Consider the following 17,295-nt stretch of genomic DNA (forward strand, 5'->3'; position numbering starts at 1 on the left):
GCGGCGCGGGCGCGGATGGCGGGTGCGAGACTTGCCGTATGCCAGTGCTCGACCCGAACCCGCAGAACGGCCAGAAGAAGATGCTGCTCGTCTTCGGCTCGTTCTTCGCCATCTTCGTGATCATCGCCGTCATCGCGTCGATCGCCGCACCCTGAGCCCGACAGCCTGCCCGGCGGCCTGAAGGTCCTGCGTCCCGCCGATGGTGGGGCTGGCCCCACCATCCCCTAGGGGGCGAGGCTCAGGGTCAAGTGGGTGGATCACCGGATGGGTTGGCGGCTCTCCATTCCGTAGCGTCGAAGTGTGGCCGCGGGAGGCGGACCACACCCAGACGAGGACGGATCCCCGGAGGCATCATGTCGGCCCGCACCCAGTCCCGCCCCCGCCCGGCGACCCCGCGTGGCGCCGACACGCGGCTGCCCTGGTGGGCCCTCGCCCTGCCGACGCTCGCCTTCGTCGCCCTGCTGACGCTGATCCTCAACCCGTCCGACGCCCACGCGGCGGCCGGCGACCCGGTCATAGCCCGGCTCCTGGAGCGCGTGCAGCAGCTGCTGACCCGTTGAGCACGGGCGCCGCCGCCCGTCAACTCCCTGCGCCTCATGGTCTGTTTCATGCGAAGCTGGGAGCCATGAGCGTCGCAGAACCCCGCAGGATCGTCCTCTTCCGGCATGCGAAGGCCGACTGGCCACAGGTGAACGACCACGAACGGCCGCTCGCCGAACGGGGCCGCAAGGACGCCGCCGAAGCCGGACGCAGGCTGGCCGACACCGGCATCCCCTTCGACCTGGCCCTCTGCTCCACCGCGACCCGGACCCGCGAGACCTGGAAGCTCGCCGTCCACGAGTTCTCGCACCGGCCGAAAACGGTCTACGAGGAGCGGATCTACGAGGCCTCGCCCGGCGAGCTGATCGCCGTGCTCAACGAAACCCCCGACGACGCCCAGAACCTCCTGCTGATCGGCCACAACCCCGGCGTGCACGGCCTCGCCGAGGTGCTGGCCGGCTCGGCCGACGACGAGGCCCGCGAGCACATGGCCCGCCGCGGCTTCCCTGCCGCCGCCTTCGCCGTGCTGTCCTTCTCCGGCTCCTGGAAGACCTTGGAGCCGGGCGTGGCCACCCTGCTCGACTACTGGGCGCCGAGCGAGTGAGCCGACCCCGGCACAGCTGAAAAGGGCCGGCACCACCGCGGTGCCGGCCCCCTCACGCTGTCGGCGGCGGCCCCGGGCCCCGGAGCCGCCCGGTCAGCTCTCCTCGTGCGCGTCCGCCGCCTCGACCTCTTCGCGGGTCACGCCCAGCAGATACAGCACGGTGTCCAGGAACGGCACGTTCACCGCCGTGTGCGCCGCCTCCCGCACCACCGGCTTGGCGTTGAAGGCGACCCCGAGCCCCGCCGCGTTCAGCATGTCCAGGTCGTTGGCACCGTCGCCGATCGCCACGGTCTGCGACAGCGGTACGCCCGCCTCCGCGGCGAACCGGCGCAGCAGCCGCGCCTTGCCCGCGCGGTCCACGATCTCGCCGGTGACCTTGCCGGTCAGCTTCCCGTCGACGATCTCCAGGGTGTTGGCCTGGGCGAAGTCCAGCCCGAGGCGCTCCTTCAGATCGTCCGTGACCTGGGTGAACCCGCCGGAGACCACACCGACTTGGTAGCCGAGCCGCTTCAGCGTACGGATCAGGGTGCGGGCGCCCGGCGTCAGCCGGACCTCGCTGCGCACCTTGTCCACCACCGAGGCGTCCAGTCCCTTCAGCAGCGCCACCCGCGCGTGCAGCGACTGCTCGAAGTCCAGCTCCCCGCGCATCGCCGCGGCGGTCACCTCGGCGACCTGGTCCTCGCAGCCGGCGTGCGCGGCGAAGAGCTCGATCACCTCGTCCTGGATCAGGGTCGAGTCCACGTCCATCACGACCAGCCGCTGGGCCCGGCGGTGCAGCCCCGCCGCGACGACCGCGACGTCGACGCCGAGCGCCGCCGCGTCGGTGACCAGAGTGGTGCGCAGCGGTTCCGTCTCCACGCCGGAGACGGCGAACTCGACTGCGGTGACGGGGTACTTGGCCAGCCGGAAGATACGGTCGATGTTGCCGCCGACCTTGGTGATCCTGGCGGCGATGGCGGCGGTGGCCTCCGCGGTGAGCGGGTGACCGAGCACGGTCACCAGGGAGCGGCCGAGCCCGCGCGGACGGTTGTCGCCGAGGCCGGAGATGATCTCGGCCTGCATCTTCATCGACTCGGCCCAGCTGTGCACGGTCGCCCGCAGATCGCCCTCCGTCCCGCGCGGCGGCTCGGTGACGAGCGCGCACAGCACGATCCGGCCTCGGGTGACGACCTGCTCGATGTCGACCACGTCGACGGAGTAGGCGGCGAGGGTGTCGAAGAGTCCGGCCGTGAGGCCCGGCCTGTCCTTGCCAAAGATCTTGACCAGGAGAGTGGGGACGTCAGAGGTCTGCGAAGCGCTCATGGTGCTCCCACGGTAACCGGCACCCAGTGCCGCCCGCCCCCGAGGTCCGCCTAGCGGACACGGAACACTGGGCGTCGCCCAGGTGACGTCCACCTGACATACCGATCACGGACCGGACCGGCAGCCCGCCGAGACCCTACTCGGACTCGCCCGGCGGTGGCGGCTTGGGCCGGCCCCGCGGCACTGGCGGGGGAGGGGGCGGCGGTGGCGGGGGCCCGCCCCCCGGCGAGCCCGGTGCCCGCCCACCCGGCGGCCGCCGGGGCGAACGCGGAGGCGGCTCAACAGGGCGCGCCATGGTCGGGGCGCCGTACAGGTCCTGCCGCTCGTGCTCTGCCGGCGGCTGGTCCTCCGGCGCTCGCAGCACCTCCGTGTCCCGGTCCCGCGGCCCCTCCGGGAGACGCAGATACGGGTTGGTGGCGGGGTTCGGCGGGCGGTACGGGGTGCCCGGGACGTACGGGCCGGGCCCGTGCGCGGACACAGCCCGACCCCGGGGCGCGTCAGCCCCTGCCGGCGGCGCCGCCCATCGCCCCGCCGCTCCGCTCGCCCAGGCCGGCAGTGCCCCGCCGGCCCCCGCCGCCGCGCCCCACACCGCGCCGAGCAGCAGCGCCATGCCGAGGTGGGCGTGGAGGTCCACCCCGGCCCCGAAGGCGTCGATCCCCAGCACGGACAGCGAGGCATCGAGCGACACCTCCGTCAGCAATCCCAGCAGCGGCAGCGCGAGCGCCGTCGCCGCGCCCAGCCGTACCGCGCACCGGCCCGCGAAACCGGCGGCCCCCAGACCCCGCGAGGCGACCGGCGTCCGCACCGCCTGCACCACCCCCGCCAGCAGCATCGCCAGCCCCGCCGCCACCGCCAGCAGCCACACCCGCCCGTCCAGCTCGGCGAGCCGACCCAGCGTGACCGGCTGGTCGGAGTCGACGAGCAGGTCGTCGAGCGGGTCGGGGAGGAAACGGGTCAGCGCCCCCGAGGCCTCGCCGTCCCAGGGCACGAGCAGGCCGATCGACAGTCCGAGCCACACTCCGTTCGGCGCCCCGAGCAGCGCGGCGCCCGCGATCCGCTTCGGGTGGTCGTCGCCGATCGCCGCGTACCCCGCCGCCGCGTACCCCGCCGCCACGGCGACCAGCAGTACCGCGACGAGCGCCGACACGGCCGGCCGTACCGCGCGGCGCACCACGTCCCAGCCGCGCGGCAGGGGCGTGCGGCGCGAGGCGAGCAACGCGACGAGCAGCACCCCGGTCACCCAGACCGCACCGCCCAGCAGCGTCGGCGCCGTGTCGACGGTGAACCCGACCGCCGCCTCCGCGCCGACGAGGTCGCCGAGCCGGTCGGGCAGCAGCCCGCCGATGTCCCCGAGCCCCGGAACCTCAAGCCCCCCGTTCCCACTCCCGCCGGTCAGGTCGTCGAGCCCGAGGGAGCCCCCGTCGAGCGTGATGACGTCGTGCCCCGCCCACGCCAGCCCGCCCAGCGTCGCCACGAACAGCGCGACCACCGCCCCCGCGCGGGCGAGGAGTTCGGCCGGCGCGACGACAACTCCGGCCGTCCGCAAGGACCGTAGAAAGAACCATGACAACAGCAGCGCACCGACCAGGCTCACGCCCAATGGCGTGATCTCGATGGCGGTCGTGGCCTCCGCGCCCTCCAGGCCGAACACGGACACATCACCGGACGGCGTGACCGAACCACCCGCCCCGAGCGCCACGACCGCCGCGGTCATCGGCCCCAAAGAACCCGCCGCATCGGCCTCCAGCAGCCGCAGCCCGAGCGCGGCCGTCCCCGCCATCCCGATCAACGCCCAGCTCACGGCGGCGATCGCGGACACCAGCACATCCACCCAGGGCACCCTCGTACCGTGCCGCGCGGTCTCGACGCTCATGGCAGACCCCCCGATCCGCGGCGCGGCACGACTGCCGCGCTTGTCCCCCTCGCGGGGGATTACCACTCTCCGGGCAGGTTTCAACCCCGTCAACGACAGTGCTTCGATGCGCCCGTACGCGGTCTTCACAAGGCCCGACTTTCGGTCAGGGGGCCGCTCCTGAAATAGTTCCCCCCGATGTTCGACATCCCTAGACTCCCTGCGATGGGGGTAACTCGGGGGACAACTCAGTGGGGCATGGAGTGCCGGAACTCGTACTGGAATCAAACGGACGGACCTGGACGCTGGACGCGTCCAGGGCCTACACACTCGGACGCGATCCTCAGGGTGACGTCGTGTTCGACGACGCCAGGGTCTCCTGGCGGCACGCCACGGTCAGCTTCAACGGCCGCAGTTGGGTCATCGAGGACCACGGCAGCACCAACGGCACGTTCGTGCAGGGCCAGCGGATCCATCAGATGGAGATCGGCCCGGGCTCGGCGGTGCACCTGGGCAACGCGACCGACGGCCCGCTCGTGACGCTCTCCGGCGCCGCGGCCGCCGTGACACCGCAGGCGCAGCCCCAGCAGCAGCCGTACGCCGCGCAGGGCGCCGGCGCCGGCTGGGCCCAGCCGCAGGCGCCGCAGCAGCAGGTCCCGCAGCAGGCACCGCAGGCCGGCTGGCAGCAGCCGCAGCAGCCCGCCGCGCACATCCCGCCGCAGCAGCAGGCCCCGGCGGAGAACTACGCCCAGAAGGTCCCCGGTGGTGCCGCGGGGGCGCCGCCGGTCTACGGTGACCGCAGCCCGACCACGTTCCACCAGTTCGCGCTCGGTCGCGTCATGCGCATCGGCCGTGCCCTGGAGAACGATCTGGTCGTCTCCGACCTCCAGGTCTCCCGGCACCACGCGGAGTTCCACGCCACGCCCGACGGCCGCATGGAGATCCGCGACCTCGGCTCGCACAACGGCACGTACGTCAACGGCCAGCCGATCCCCAAGGGCGGCTCGCAGCTGCTCGGCCCGGCCGACATCGTCGGCGTCGGCCACTCGACGTTCCGGATCGTCGGCGACCGGCTGGAGGAGTTCGTCGACACCGGTGAGGTGTCCTTCTCCGCCCGCCACCTCACCGTCACGGTCGACGGCGGCAAGCAGATCCTCAAGGACGTCTCCTTCGGCGTCCCGGAGAAGTCGCTGATCGCGGTCATCGGCCCGTCCGGCTCCGGCAAGTCGACCCTGCTCAAGGCGCTCACCGGCTACCGCCCGGCCAACCAGGGCGAGGTGCTGTACGACAACCGGAACCTCTACAAGCAGTTCGCCGAGCTGCGCCAGCGCATCGGTCTGGTCCCGCAGGACGACATCCTGCACAAGGAGCTGACCGTCAAGAAGGCGCTCAAGTACGCGGCCAAGCTCCGCTTCCCCGCCGACACCACGGCGGCCGAGCGCGAGGCCCGTATCGACGAGGTGCTGCGCGAGCTGAAGCTCGACATCCACAAGGAGAAGAAGGTCACCTCCCTCTCCGGCGGCCAGCGCAAGCGCGTCTCCGTCGCCCTGGAGCTGTTGACCAAGCCGTCGCTGATCTTCCTGGACGAGCCGACCTCCGGCCTCGACCCGGGCATGGACCGCGACGTCATGAAGCTGCTGCGCGACCTCGCCGACGACGGCCGCACGGTCCTCGTCGTCACCCACTCGGTGGCCGAGCTGGCGATGTGCGACAAGCTCCTGGTGATGGCGCCCGGCGGTTCCGTCGCCTACTTCGGCCCGCCCGAGGAGGCGCTGAACTTCTTCGGCTACGACACCTGGGCCGACGTCTTCTCCGCCTTCGAGAACTACCGCGACTACGACTGGGCGGGCCGCTGGAAGGGCTCGCAGCACTACCAGATGTACGCCGCGGACATCGACGCCGTCGCCCCGCAGGCCGTACAGATGCCGCAGCTGCAGGCGATGAAGCCGCCGAAGCCGCAGGGCTGGATGTCGCAGTTCATCACGCTGGTGCGCCGCTACGTCTCGGTGATCGCCTCCGACAAGGGCTTCCTCGCCCTGATGGTGATCCTGCCCGCCGTCCTCGGCGCGGTCAGCCTGCTCATCGACCCGGACCGCGGCCTGCTGCCCAACCCGGTCAACCCGCAGAGCGGCCGGATCATCCCGAACGGCACGGCCACCACCGTCCTGCTGATCCTCGCCGTCGGCGCCTGCTTCGCCGGCGCGGCCAACTCGGTCCGTGAGCTGATCAAGGAACGGGTCATCTACGAGCGGGAGCGCGCCACCGGCCTGTCCCGCTCGGCGTACCTGATGTCCAAGGTGTTCGTGCTCGGCCTGATCACCGTGCTCCAGGGCCTGATGGTCGGCGTGATCGGCTTCGCCAGCCGGGAGATCCCGGAGGAGGGCCTGCTGCTCGGCGGCGCCACCCTCGTCGAGCTGTCCCTGCCGATCATGGCGCTGGGCTTCACCTCGATGATGTTCGGCCTGATCATCTCCTCGCTGGTGAAGACCGCCGAGAAGACGATGCCGCTGCTGGTCATGTTCGCGATCATCCAGGTCGTCTTCACCGGCTGCCTCTTCGCCCTGAACGGCACGGTCGGCGTCAACCAGTTCTCGTACCTGATGCCGTCGCGCTGGGCGGTCGCCGCCGCGGGCGCCACGCTGGACTTCAACAAGATCAGCCCGCCCGAGGAGGGCGCCGACAACGACCCGCTGTGGGAGCACAGCCTGGGCACCTGGGGCCTGGACATGGCCGCCCTGATCGCCCTGGGCGTGGTCTGCGGCTTCTTCGTGGCCCGCTTCCTGCGCCGCCACGAGCCCGAGGTCATGCGCAAGTAGTCACGGCCGTACGACGCCGAAGGGCGGCACCCCTCGCTGGGGGTGCCGCCCTTCGGCCTTACGGGGTACGAGGTCCGCGCCGGCCTCAGTACGCGCCGAAGACGTTGTCGATCGAGCCGTACTTGTCGGCCGCGTAGTTCGCGGCGGCCGTGATGTTGGCGACCGGGTCGTAGATGTTCCAGGAGGTGCCGGGGACGTGGTACGCCTGGAAGGTCGGCGGGATCACCTGGAGCAGGCCCTTGGACGGGACGCCGTTGGCGGCGTTGACGTCCCAGTTGTTGATGGCGTTCGGGTTGCCCGAGGACTCCCGCATGATGTTGCGGTGCAGGCCGTTGTAGCTGCCCGGGATGCCCTTCGCCTTCATGATGTCGAGGGCCTCGCGGATCCAGCCGTCGAGGTTGTTGGTGTAGGCCTTCTTGGCGGCGACCGGCGTGGCGGCGACCGACTTGGCGGCGACGCGCGCCACGGACCGGCTCGCGGCCGGCTTCGCCGCGCGCTCCCGCGCGGCCTCCGCGGCGGCCTTGAGCTCGGCCTCGGCAGCGGCCTTCTCCTTGGCGGCGGCCTCGACGGCGGCCTTCCGCACCGCCTCGATCGCCTCGACCTTCACGCCGGCGGTCGCCAGCTGGTCGGTGATCGTCCCCTTGATGTCCTTGACCTGCTCGGAGACCTCCTTGACCGGCTCGGAGCCGTAGGCCACCGGAGCCGCGGAACCGGCCTCGGCCGTGGTCTTCTCGCCGCCGGCCGGGACGGCGGTGAACGCGAGGGCGGCGGCACCGAGCGCGGCGACACCGGCGAGCGCGATCCTGTGCGCCTTGGTCAGCACACGACTACGACCGGGGTTCTGGGTGTTCTTGGGCATGGCGGATGGACCTCTTCGAATAGCGCGGAGGTCGCTCTACGTCCGGCGGGGGACAGGGCTCTTCCCGCACGAACGCCGCGGGCCGGGACCCGCGGCGCTGAGCGACGGCAGCCATTCTTAGCTGGCGCAAAAATCCCAGGCAAAGGTGTGACGTACGATGCCCGATAGTGGATCACCTAAGGGCAAATCGGGACAGATTGGACCGCCTGTCCCGCTCATACGGGGCCTGCGTATCTCCTACGAGCCTTCGTAGGTGATCTGCGCCCTATGCGCGGGCTCACATCGGCCGGGTAACAGCCTCACCCGCAGTTGCCGCTGCAACGCTCTGCGTAAGGCTCTCTGGGACCCCAGCCCTAGGACCTCAGGACCAGACGACCGCGTCACCGGTCCGATCCGCGCTGTCACACCCCGCCGGTAGCGTGGAGACATGAGTCAAGGCCCCCGGTCCGGCCTCGCCGCGGTGAGTTCCGCGCTGCTGGCCATGAGCAGACATCTGGAGGTGCGCGACGTCCTCAAGACGATCGTCGCCTCCGCCCGCGAACTGCTCGACGCGGAGTACGCCGCCCTCGGCGTCCCCGACGACCACGGCGGCTTCGCCCAGTTCGTGGTCGACGGCGTGAGCGACCGGCAGTGGAAGGCCATCGGGCCCCTGCCGCGCCAGCACGGCATCCTCGCCTCGATGCTCCACGAGGCCCGGGTCGAACGCCTCGCCGACGTCCGCAAGGACCCCCGCTTCGAGGGCTGGCCCGCCGCCCACCCCGAACTCGCCGACTTCCTGGGCCTGCCCATCCGCGACGGCGACGAGATCATCGGCGCCCTGTTCCTCGCCAACAAGCACTGCCCTCGCAAGGACGGCGGCTGCGGCTTCACCGAGGACGACGAGGAACTGCTCGCCATCCTCGCCCAGCACGCGGCCATCGCCCTGACCAACGCCCGGCTCTACGAACGCAGCCGCGAGCTGACCATCGCCGAGGAACGCTCCCGCATCGCCCACGAGCTGCACGACGCCGTCAGCCAGAAGCTGTTCTCGCTGCGCCTGACCGCCCAGGCCGCCGCCGCCCTCGTCGACCGCGACCCGGGCCGCGCCAAGGGCGAGCTCCAGCAGGTGGCCGCGCTCGCCGCCGAGGCCGCCGACGAGCTGCGCGCCGCCGTCGTCGAGCTGCGCCCCGCCGCGCTCGACGAGGACGGCCTCGTCGCCACCCTGCGCACCCAGACACAGGTCCTCGACCGCGCCCACACCGCGCGCGTCACCTTCGACAGCTGCGGAGTGCGCGCCCTGCCCGCCGCTCAGGAGGAGGCCCTGCTGCGCGTCGCCCAGGAAGCCCTGCACAACGCCCTGCGCCACTCCGGCGCCGACCACGTCGACGTGTGCCTGGAGAAGCGCGGCAACGGCGCGGTGCTGCGCGTCACGGACGACGGCAGCGGCTTCGACCCGCGCGCGGTGCGCCGCGCCGGACGCCATCTGGGCCTGGTCTCCATGCGGGACCGGGCGAGCGGGGTCGGCGGCAGACTGACCGTGGAATCGGCGCCCGGGAAGGGCACCACGATCGAGATGGAGGTCCCCGGTGGCTGACGCAATCAAGGTGCTGCTCGTCGACGACCACCAGGTCGTCCGCCGGGGCCTGCGCACCTTCCTGGAGGTCCAGGACGACATAGAGGTCGTGGGCGAGGCCGCCGACGGCGCCGAGGGCGTCGAGCGGGCCCAGGAACTGAAGCCCGACGTCGTGCTCATGGACGTCAAGATGCCGGGCATGGACGGCGTCGAGGCGCTGCGCAGACTCCGCGAACTCGACAACCCCGCGCGCGTGCTGGTCGTCACCAGCTTCACCGAACAGCGCACGGTGGTCCCGGCCCTGCGCGCCGGCGCCGCCGGGTACGTCTACAAGGACGTGGACCCCGACGCCCTGGCCGGCGCCATCCGCTCGGTGCACGCCGGGCACATCCTGCTCCAGCCAGAGGTGGCGGGCGCCCTGCTGTCCCAGGAGGACTCCAACTCCGGCCCCGGCAGAGCCGGTTCGCTCACCGAGCGGGAGCGCGAGGTGCTGGGCCTGATCGCCGACGGCCGCTCCAACCGGGAGATCGCCCGCGCCCTGGTGCTGTCCGAGAAGACCGTCAAGACGCACGTCTCCAACATCCTGATGAAGCTTGACCTGGCGGACCGCACCCAGGCCGCCCTGTGGGCCGTTCGCCATGGTGTGACTGGCTGACAAGCTCTCCGTACGGCAATACGGAAGGTTACGCCCCAAGCTGAGATTCATACCGTCGTGGGAATGTCCCCCAGATGGCGCATCCTCCACGAACCCTGGCCGTTCTCCAGTGCGTGCTGCGGCGACTTGCCGCAGTGATCGCTAGAGAGGGCTCAGAAGTGAAGAACCTGAAGAAGGCAGCGGCTGTGACGATGGTGGCCGGTGGTCTGGTGGCCGCCGGCGCGGGCATGGCCTCCGCCACCGACGGCTCGCTGGCGACCGGCAAGGCCGAGCACTCCCCGGGCGTCGTCTCGGGCAACCTCGTCCAGGCCCCGGTGCAGGTCCAGCTGAACGACGTCGGCAACAGCGTGAACGTCATCGGCGTGCTGAACCCGGCCTTCGGCAACCAGGGCGTCAACCACTGACGTCCGGTGCACAGCGAGCAGTGACCTCCGGCCTCCCGGGCGCCCCGCCCGGGAGGCCGGTCAGTTTTCGGTCCGGCGGCGCCCCGTAGCGCCGGGCACCACCACAACCAAGGCTCAGCGCGCCCCCTTCTCCCGCTCCTCCACGATCGAGTTGTACGCCGCGACCTGCGCCCGCCGCGCCGTCCGCTCCACCGGCCGCAGCGCCTGCGCCCGAGCCGCCATCTCACCGGCGCTCACCGCGCCCCCGTGCCCGTTCTCGTACGCCACCGAGATGAGCGTCCCGACCCGCTGCGCAAGCTCCAGCACCCGCACCGCCCGCGGCGGATACCCAGGCGCCAGCACCTCCCGCCCCCGCTCCGCCCGCGCCCGGTAGGCGTCGATCGCCGCCTCCGCGACCGGCCCCGACGCGGCCACGTCCAGCCGGGTCAGCACCTCGGTCGCCTCCCGCAACGCCTCCGCCAGCTCCCGCTCCGCCTCGCCGAGCGAGGGCACATCGGCCGGCGGCGCCTCCCGTACCGCCAGGCAGTGCCAGACGACCTCCACATGGACATCGCCCGCGGGCCCGGCCTCGAACACCTCGGGCACCAGCCCCAGCGCCGCGCCGTAACAGAGCACCGCCTCCTCGGCGTCCATCGCCCGCGCGTTGAACTCCGGCGGCCCGCTCAGCCCCAGCGGATGCCCCGGCGCGGGCAGCGCGACCCGCAGACCGGTCACCTCCAGCGTCCGCAGCCGCCCCAGCGCGAGCGTGAGTCCGACAGGCGCCGACTCGCCCGGCAGCCCCGCCACCCGGTGCACGGCGTCGTCCCCGACGATGGCGAGCGCGGCGTCGTCCGGCGAGACAAGTCCGGCAAGAAGGGCATTTCCCCAAGCGGCAAGGCGTCCAGAGCGCGGTTCCGTGAGCATGCCCCCACCCTAAGGACCGGACCGAGGGAATGCCCGGGCCGACCGGTGGCGTAGATTTCATGGAGGGCTGCGCCCACCGGCGCGACCGACCGAGCCACAGGCGTACGCGACAGCCGAGACCGGCGACACTGCAAGGGGAGACAACGCGCTCATGAGCGATGTTCTGGAGCTTCAGGACGTATCCGTGGTCCGTGAGGGCCGGGCTCTGGTGGACCAGGTCTCCTGGTCGGTCAAGGAGGGCGAGCGCTGGGTGATCCTCGGCCCCAACGGCGCCGGCAAGACCACCCTCCTCAACGTCGCCTCGAGCTACCTCTTCCCCAGCACGGGCACCGCCACCATCCTCGGCGAGACCCTCGGCAAGCCCGGCACCGACGTCTTCGAGCTGCGCCCCCGCATCGGCATGGCCGGCATCGCCATGGCCGACAAGCTCCCCAAGCGCCAGACCGTCCTGGAGACCGTCCTCACCGCCGCATACGGCATGACCGCCACCTGGCACGAGGACTACGACGAGATCGACGAACAGCGCGCCCGCGCCTTCCTCGACCGCCTCGGCATGTCCGACTACCTGGACCGGAAGTTCGGCACCCTCTCCGAGGGCGAGCGCAAGCGCACCCTCATCGCCCGCGCCCTGATGACCGACCCCGAGCTGCTGCTCCTCGACGAGCCCGCCGCCGGCCTCGACCTCGGCGGCCGCGAGGACCTGGTCCGCCGCCTCGGCCGGCTCGCCCGCGACCCGATCGCCCCCTCGATGCTCATGGTCACGCACCACGTCGAGGAGATCGCCCCCGGCTTCACCCACGTCCTCATGATCCGCCAGGGCAAGGTCCTCGCCGCGGGCCCGCTCGAGCTCGAACTCACCTCCCGCAACCTCTCCCTCTGCTTCGGCCTCCCGCTCGTCGTCGAGCAGGTCGGCGACCGCTGGACCGCCCAGGGCCTGCCGCTCGGCTGAGCCCCCAACACCCCCCGCGACGGGGCGCGTTCCCGCCGATCGCGCCCTGTCGGCGGCGGGACCCACGGACCTACCATGGCCGTGTGAACGACATCGACGCATGGGTGTGGTGGCTCGTCGGCGCGGCCGCGCTCGGAATCCCGCTCGTGGTCACCGCGATGCCGGAACTGGGCATGCTCGCGGTGGGCGCCGTCGCCGGCGCGATCGCCGCCGCCCTCGGCGGCGACATCGTGGTGCAGGTACTCGTCTTCGTCGCGGTCTCGGTCGCCCTCCTGGCCGTCGTACGGCCCATCGCGACCCGGCACCGCTCCCAGCGGCCCCAACTCGTCACCGGCGTGGAGGCGTTGAAGGGCAGACAGGCCGTCGTCCTGGAACGCGTCGACGGCTCCGGCGGACGCATCAAACTCGCCGGAGAGATCTGGTCGGCCCGCGCCCTCGACACCGACCGCGCCTACGAAGTCGGCCAGCAGGTCGACGTGGTGGACATCGAGGGGGCCACGGCGATCGTGATGTGACCTCGCATGACGCAACTCGGTCGAACACTCCCCCAGTTGGGTGACGGTCTGCGAGACTCGACCAGCAAGATCTTCTCAACCATAAGATCTTCCGAAAGCGCCGAGGCGGAGAAGGGTACGGGGAAGCGACGATGGCACCGATCATCATCGTCTTGATCATTCTGGTGGTGTTGGTCTTCATCGCCCTGATCAAGACCATCCAAGTCATCCCACAGGCCAGCGCCGCCATCGTCGAGCGCTTCGGCCGCTACACACGGACCCTCAACGCGGGCCTCAACATCGTCGTCCCGTTCATCGACACCATCCGCAACCGCATCGACCTGCGCGAACAGGTCGTGCCGTTCCCGCCGCAGCCGGTGATCACCCAGGACAACCTGGTCGTCAACATCGACACGGTCATCTACTACCAGGTCACCGACGCCCGCGCCGCCACCTACGAGGTGGCCAGCTACATCCAGGCGATCGAGCAGCTGACGGTCACCACCCTCCGGAACATCATCGGCGGCATGGACCTCGAACGGACCCTCACCTCCCGCGAGGAGATCAACGCCGCCCTGCGCGGTGTCCTCGACGAGGCCACCGGCAAGTGGGGCATCCGCGTCAACCGCGTCGAGCTCAAGGCCATCGAGCCGCCCACCTCCATCCAGGACTCGATGGAGAAGCAGATGCGCGCCGACCGCGACAAGCGCGCCGCGATCCTCCAGGCCGAGGGTGTCCGCCAGTCCGAGATCCTGCGCGCGGAGGGCGAGAAGCAGTCCCAGATCCTGCGCGCCGAGGGTGAGGCCAAGGCCGCCGCCCTGCGCGCGGAGGGCGAGGCCCAGGCGGTCCGTACGGTCTTCGAGGCGATCCACGCCGGCGACCCGGACCAGAAGCTGCTCTCCTACCAGTACCTCCAGATGCTCCCGAAGATCGCCGAGGGCGACTCCAACAAGCTCTGGATCGTCCCCAGCGAAATCGGCGACGCCCTCAAGGGCCTCTCCGGCGCCCTCGGCAACTTCGGCCCGACGGCGGGCGGTTCCGGCAACAACGGCTCCAACGGCAACCCGACGCCGGAACGCCGCGAAAAGCCGACGCTCGACTGACATCTGCTGTGAAACAAGGGTTCCCCGCACCCACCTGAAGGGGCGCGGGGCTCTGTTTGATATGCGGCTCCGCCGCGTGGGCGCGACCAGCCACACACAACCCGCAGACCGACGACGACCAATACCCCTACGGTCTAAGCGGCATCCAACGCCAGCCACTCCGGCAGTGCCTCGAAGTCGTCCTGCGCCAAAGCCAAGAGCATCGCATCTGCGGGAGTCGGCTCAAACGGCTCGGAGAGCAACGGCATCCCCGCCTCCTCCGGAGTCCGGTCCGCCTTCCGGTGATTGTCCTCCGCACACGAGGCGACCGTGTTCAGCCACGTGTCCCGCCCACCCTGCGACCGCGGCACCACATGGTCCACCGTCGTCGCCCTGCGCCCGCAGTACGCGCACCGGTGCCGGTCCCGCACCAGCACACCCCGCCGCGACCACGGCGCTTGTCTTCGGAACGGCACCCGCACGTACCTGCACAACCGGATCACCCGCGGCGCCGGTATGTCGACCGCCGCGCCCCGCATCCGCAGTTCGGGATGGGCCTGCTCGACGACAGCCTTGTCCTGCAGCACCAGAACGACGGCTCGGTTCAGCGTCACCGTCGACAACGGCTCGAAGCTCGCGTTCAGTACCAGCGTGTCCCGCATGACCAGCCCACCTCCCGTGTGCACCGACCCACCCCTCGGCGGGCTGGGATCAACTCTGGCCGGGCGCGCCGAGATGGACAACGCAATAAAAATGCCCACCCCTGAGCCCTTCCAGGGCCAGGGGCGGGCGAACGTTCCGTGAACGTCAGGCTTCGGCGGGCACCTCGTACTCACCGATCAGCTGCGCACGCGCGAGCGTGTGGAACCGCAGGTTGAAGCCCACGACGGCGGGCGTCGCGTCCGCGTCCGGACCGAGCTTCTCCTGGTCCACGGCGTAGACCGTGAACACATACCGGTGCGGCCCGTCCCCGGGCGGCGGCGCGGCACCGCCGAAGTCCTTGGTGCCGTAGTCGTTCCGCACCTGGACCGCGCCCTCCGGCAGCCCCTCGAACTTGCCGCTGCCCGCGCCCGCCGGCAACTCGGTGACCGAGGCCGGGATGTCGAACACGACCCAGTGCCAGAACCCGCTGCCCGTCGGGGCGTCCGGGTCGTAGCAGGTCACGGCGAAGCTCTTGGTCTCGGGCGGGAAGCCCTCCCACCGCAGCTGCGGCGAGGTGTTGCCGGCCGCGTAGACCTGGGCGTCCTTGAGCGTGGCGCCCTCCTGGACGTCCTCGCTCGTCACCGTGAAGGACGGCACGGGCGGATGGAAGTCGTGGGGGAGAGGCCGCCGCCTGAGCTCGGTCACCTCGGTACCTCCTGATCGTTTCGTTCCGTGGGTACCGAGCCTAGAACCAGTTGCGCTTGCTGCCGACCTCGGACAGCCACTGGTTGAGGTACGCCGCCCAGTCGGTCGCCTGATAGTCGTTCAGCCCCACCTGGAACGACCGGAATGTGTCACTGCCCTCGCTGAACAGCCCCGGCTTCTTGTCCATCTCCAGGACGACGTCCATCGCGTTCTCGTCGGCGACGAAGCTCAGCTCGACCTGGTTCAGGCCGCGGTACTGCTGCGGCGGCAGGAACTCGATCTCCTGGTAGAACGGCAGCTTCTGCCGGGTGCCCCGGATGTGACCCCGCTCCATGTCCGCGTTCTTGAAGCGGAAGCCCAGCTGGATGAAGGCGTCCAGGATCGCCTTCTGCGCCGGCAGCGGGTGCACGTTGATCGGGTCCAGGTCACCGGAGTCCACGGCCCGCGCGATCTCCAGCTCGGTGGTCACACCGATGTCCATGCCGCGCAGCGCCTGACCGTCGATCATCGTGATCGGCGTCTCCCAGGGGATGTCCAGCGTGAACGGCACCGCGTGCACGGCGTTCGCCTGCAGCTCGAAGGCACCACCGAGGCGCACCTTGGTGAACTCGATGTCCTGCTTGTACTCGGTGTCCTGGCCCTCGACCTCGACCCGGGCCTGCAGACCGACGGACAGCGCCTCGATCTGCTGGTTCACGGACCCGCCCTGGATCCGCACCTCACCCTGGACGACCCCGCCCGGCACCACGTTGACCTCGGTCAGCACCGTCTCGACGGACGCCCCGCCGGCACCCAGGCTCGCGAGCAGCTTCTTGAACGGCATGACTCTCCCTCTAGCGAGTGGACCCTTGATCCCTACAAACGCGATCCGGCGACGCCCGGTTCCGCGCCCTCCCGCTGCACTACTCTCGGACGGCATGATCGCGACCCCCGACCGTACGCCCCTCCCCAGAGAGTTCTTCGACCGGCCCGTCCTCGACGTCGCCCCCGACCTCCTGGGCCGCATCCTCGTACGGACCACCCCGGACGGTCCGATCGCCCTCCGCCTGACCGAGGTCGAGGCCTACGACGGCCAGAACGACCCGGGCTCCCACGCCTACCGCGGCCGCACCGCCCGCAACGCCGTGATGTTCGGCCCGCCCGGACATGTGTACGTCTACTTCACCTACGGCATGTGGCACTGCATGAACCTGGTGTGCGGCCCGGAGGGCACCGCGAGCGCCGTCCTGCTCCGCGCGGGCGAGATCATCGAAGGCGCCGAGCTGGCGCGCAAACGTCGGCTCTCGGCCCGGAACGACAAGGAACTGGCCAAAGGCCCGGCCCGGCTGGCCACGGCCCTCGACGTGGACCGCGCCGAGGACGGCACGGACGCCTGCGCCGCCGGCGACACCCCTCTCCGTGTCCTGACCGGCACCCCTGTCCCCTCCCATCAGGTACGCAACGGTCCGCGCACCGGAGTCTCCGGCGAGGGCGGCGTCCACCCCTGGCGGTTCTGGGTCGCCGACGACCCGACGGTGAGCCCCTACCGGGCCCACGTCCCACGTCGCCGACGCACTTGACTCGGGCCCCGGAGGTCCGTAATGTAGCCCGAGCCGCTGGAACGGGTACTGCCATCGACAGCAGCCGGAAGCGGCCAACCCACTACCTACGACATCCCCTCGGTGGGGATGACTTCCGACGTGTCCGCACATCGGAATTCAGAACCGCGGAACTCGATTATGAGTTGCCGAGGGAATGGGCTAACGTAGTGAATGTCGAAAGGCCGACGGGCGAAAGCCGGAAAGCCCAAGACGCTCCCGCCGACAGGGAATCGGATCGAGAAAAGATCTGATAGAGTCGGAAACACCGAAGGGAAGCGCCCGGAGGAAAGCCCGAGAGGGTGAGTACGAAGGAAGCGTCCGTTCCTTGAGAACTCAACAGCGTGCCAAAAGTCAAC

Annotated in this window: 18 protein-coding genes; 11 read left to right on the forward strand and 7 right to left on the reverse strand. The window is 70.7% G+C overall.

Annotated elements, in window-relative coordinates; translation table 11 throughout:
- Window positions 1–38 precede the first annotated feature (38 nt).
- The 3 genes from ACZ42A_RS34185 (at window position 39) to ACZ42A_RS34195 (ending at window position 1,144) form a co-directional block, all read left to right on the forward strand.
- Window positions 39–155 (forward strand): SGM_5486 family transporter-associated protein, encoded by a 117-nt coding sequence (locus ACZ42A_RS34185; protein WP_399639348.1) that lies wholly within the window; start codon window positions 39–41, stop codon window positions 153–155.
- A 198-nt stretch (window positions 156–353) separates the two neighbouring features.
- Complete coding sequence (locus tag ACZ42A_RS34190; protein WP_468531201.1) at window positions 354–560, forward strand: hypothetical protein; 207 nt, start codon at window positions 354–356, stop codon at window positions 558–560.
- Between the two features lie 65 nt (window positions 561–625).
- A complete protein-coding gene (locus ACZ42A_RS34195) occupies window positions 626–1,144 on the forward strand; it encodes a SixA phosphatase family protein (RefSeq protein WP_468531202.1) in 519 nt (172 codons plus the stop codon).
- A gap of 93 nt (window positions 1,145–1,237) precedes the next feature.
- Here the strand turns inward: ACZ42A_RS34195 and serB are convergent, their stop codons facing one another.
- A complete protein-coding gene (serB, locus tag ACZ42A_RS34200) occupies window positions 1,238–2,446 on the reverse strand; it encodes a phosphoserine phosphatase SerB (protein ID WP_468531203.1) in 1,209 nt (402 codons plus the stop codon).
- 136 nt (window positions 2,447–2,582) lie between these two features.
- Window positions 2,583–4,319: a streptophobe family protein gene (locus ACZ42A_RS34205; protein ID WP_468531204.1), complete on the reverse strand. Its 1,737-nt coding sequence runs from the start codon at window positions 4,317–4,319 to the stop codon at window positions 2,583–2,585.
- Window positions 4,320–4,549: 230 nt separating this feature from the next.
- On the opposite strand from ACZ42A_RS34205, the gene ACZ42A_RS34210 reads away from it, so the two are divergent.
- Window positions 4,550–7,114, forward strand: a complete 2,565-nt coding sequence (locus ACZ42A_RS34210) for an ABC transporter ATP-binding protein/permease (RefSeq protein WP_468531205.1) — start codon at window positions 4,550–4,552, stop codon at window positions 7,112–7,114.
- Between the two features lie 85 nt (window positions 7,115–7,199).
- Here the strand turns inward: ACZ42A_RS34210 and ACZ42A_RS34215 are convergent, their stop codons facing one another.
- Window positions 7,200–7,973 (reverse strand): transglycosylase SLT domain-containing protein, encoded by a 774-nt coding sequence (locus tag ACZ42A_RS34215; RefSeq protein ID WP_468531206.1) that lies wholly within the window; start codon window positions 7,971–7,973, stop codon window positions 7,200–7,202.
- 427 nt (window positions 7,974–8,400) lie between these two features.
- Between ACZ42A_RS34215 and ACZ42A_RS34220 the strand changes: the two genes are divergently transcribed.
- The 3 genes from ACZ42A_RS34220 (at window position 8,401) to ACZ42A_RS34230 (ending at window position 10,584) form a co-directional block, all read left to right on the forward strand.
- A complete protein-coding gene (locus tag ACZ42A_RS34220; protein WP_468531207.1) occupies window positions 8,401–9,546 on the forward strand; it encodes a GAF domain-containing sensor histidine kinase in 1,146 nt (381 codons plus the stop codon).
- Window positions 9,539–10,180: a response regulator gene (locus ACZ42A_RS34225; protein WP_468531208.1), complete on the forward strand. Its 642-nt coding sequence runs from the start codon at window positions 9,539–9,541 to the stop codon at window positions 10,178–10,180. The genes ACZ42A_RS34220 and ACZ42A_RS34225 overlap by 8 nt, the downstream gene beginning before the upstream one ends.
- A 158-nt stretch (window positions 10,181–10,338) precedes the next feature.
- Entirely contained in the window at window positions 10,339–10,584 is a 246-nt protein-coding gene (locus ACZ42A_RS34230; RefSeq protein ID WP_468531209.1) for a chaplin, read from the forward strand.
- Between the two features lie 114 nt (window positions 10,585–10,698).
- On the opposite strand, the gene ACZ42A_RS34235 is transcribed toward ACZ42A_RS34230, so the two are convergent.
- Window positions 10,699–11,487: a hypothetical protein gene (locus ACZ42A_RS34235; protein ID WP_468531210.1), complete on the reverse strand. Its 789-nt coding sequence runs from the start codon at window positions 11,485–11,487 to the stop codon at window positions 10,699–10,701.
- 151 nt (window positions 11,488–11,638) lie between these two features.
- Between ACZ42A_RS34235 and ACZ42A_RS34240 the strand changes: the two genes are divergently transcribed.
- The 3 genes from ACZ42A_RS34240 to ACZ42A_RS34250 all read left to right on the forward strand — a co-directional run bounded on the left by ACZ42A_RS34240 (window position 11,639) and on the right by ACZ42A_RS34250 (window position 14,033).
- Entirely contained in the window at window positions 11,639–12,436 is a 798-nt protein-coding gene (locus tag ACZ42A_RS34240; protein ID WP_468531211.1) for an ABC transporter ATP-binding protein, read from the forward strand.
- Window positions 12,437–12,519: 83 nt separating this feature from the next.
- Window positions 12,520–12,951 (forward strand): NfeD family protein, encoded by a 432-nt coding sequence (locus ACZ42A_RS34245; protein WP_468531212.1) that lies wholly within the window; start codon window positions 12,520–12,522, stop codon window positions 12,949–12,951.
- 131 nt (window positions 12,952–13,082) lie between these two features.
- A complete protein-coding gene (locus ACZ42A_RS34250) occupies window positions 13,083–14,033 on the forward strand; it encodes an SPFH domain-containing protein (RefSeq protein ID WP_468531213.1) in 951 nt (316 codons plus the stop codon).
- Between the two features lie 134 nt (window positions 14,034–14,167).
- On the opposite strand, the gene ACZ42A_RS34255 is transcribed toward ACZ42A_RS34250, so the two are convergent.
- From ACZ42A_RS34255 to ACZ42A_RS34265, 3 genes are all read right to left on the reverse strand, one after another.
- Window positions 14,168–14,674 (reverse strand): HNH endonuclease, encoded by a 507-nt coding sequence (locus tag ACZ42A_RS34255; RefSeq protein WP_468531214.1) that lies wholly within the window; start codon window positions 14,672–14,674, stop codon window positions 14,168–14,170.
- Between the two features lie 145 nt (window positions 14,675–14,819).
- Window positions 14,820–15,359, reverse strand: coding sequence for a YbhB/YbcL family Raf kinase inhibitor-like protein (locus ACZ42A_RS34260; RefSeq protein ID WP_468531215.1), 540 nt, complete (start codon window positions 15,357–15,359; stop codon window positions 14,820–14,822).
- 40 nt (window positions 15,360–15,399) lie between these two features.
- Window positions 15,400–16,182, reverse strand: a complete 783-nt coding sequence (locus ACZ42A_RS34265) for a sporulation protein (protein WP_468531216.1) — start codon at window positions 16,180–16,182, stop codon at window positions 15,400–15,402.
- 94 nt (window positions 16,183–16,276) lie between these two features.
- On the opposite strand from ACZ42A_RS34265, the gene ACZ42A_RS34270 reads away from it, so the two are divergent.
- The gene (locus ACZ42A_RS34270; RefSeq protein ID WP_468531217.1) at window positions 16,277–16,918 is read left to right on the forward strand and encodes a DNA-3-methyladenine glycosylase; all 642 of its coding nucleotides are present in this window, start codon (window positions 16,277–16,279) and stop codon (window positions 16,916–16,918) included.
- Window positions 16,919–17,295: the final 377 nt, after the last annotated feature.

The organism is Streptomyces sp. NPDC030838, from assembly GCF_055572035.1.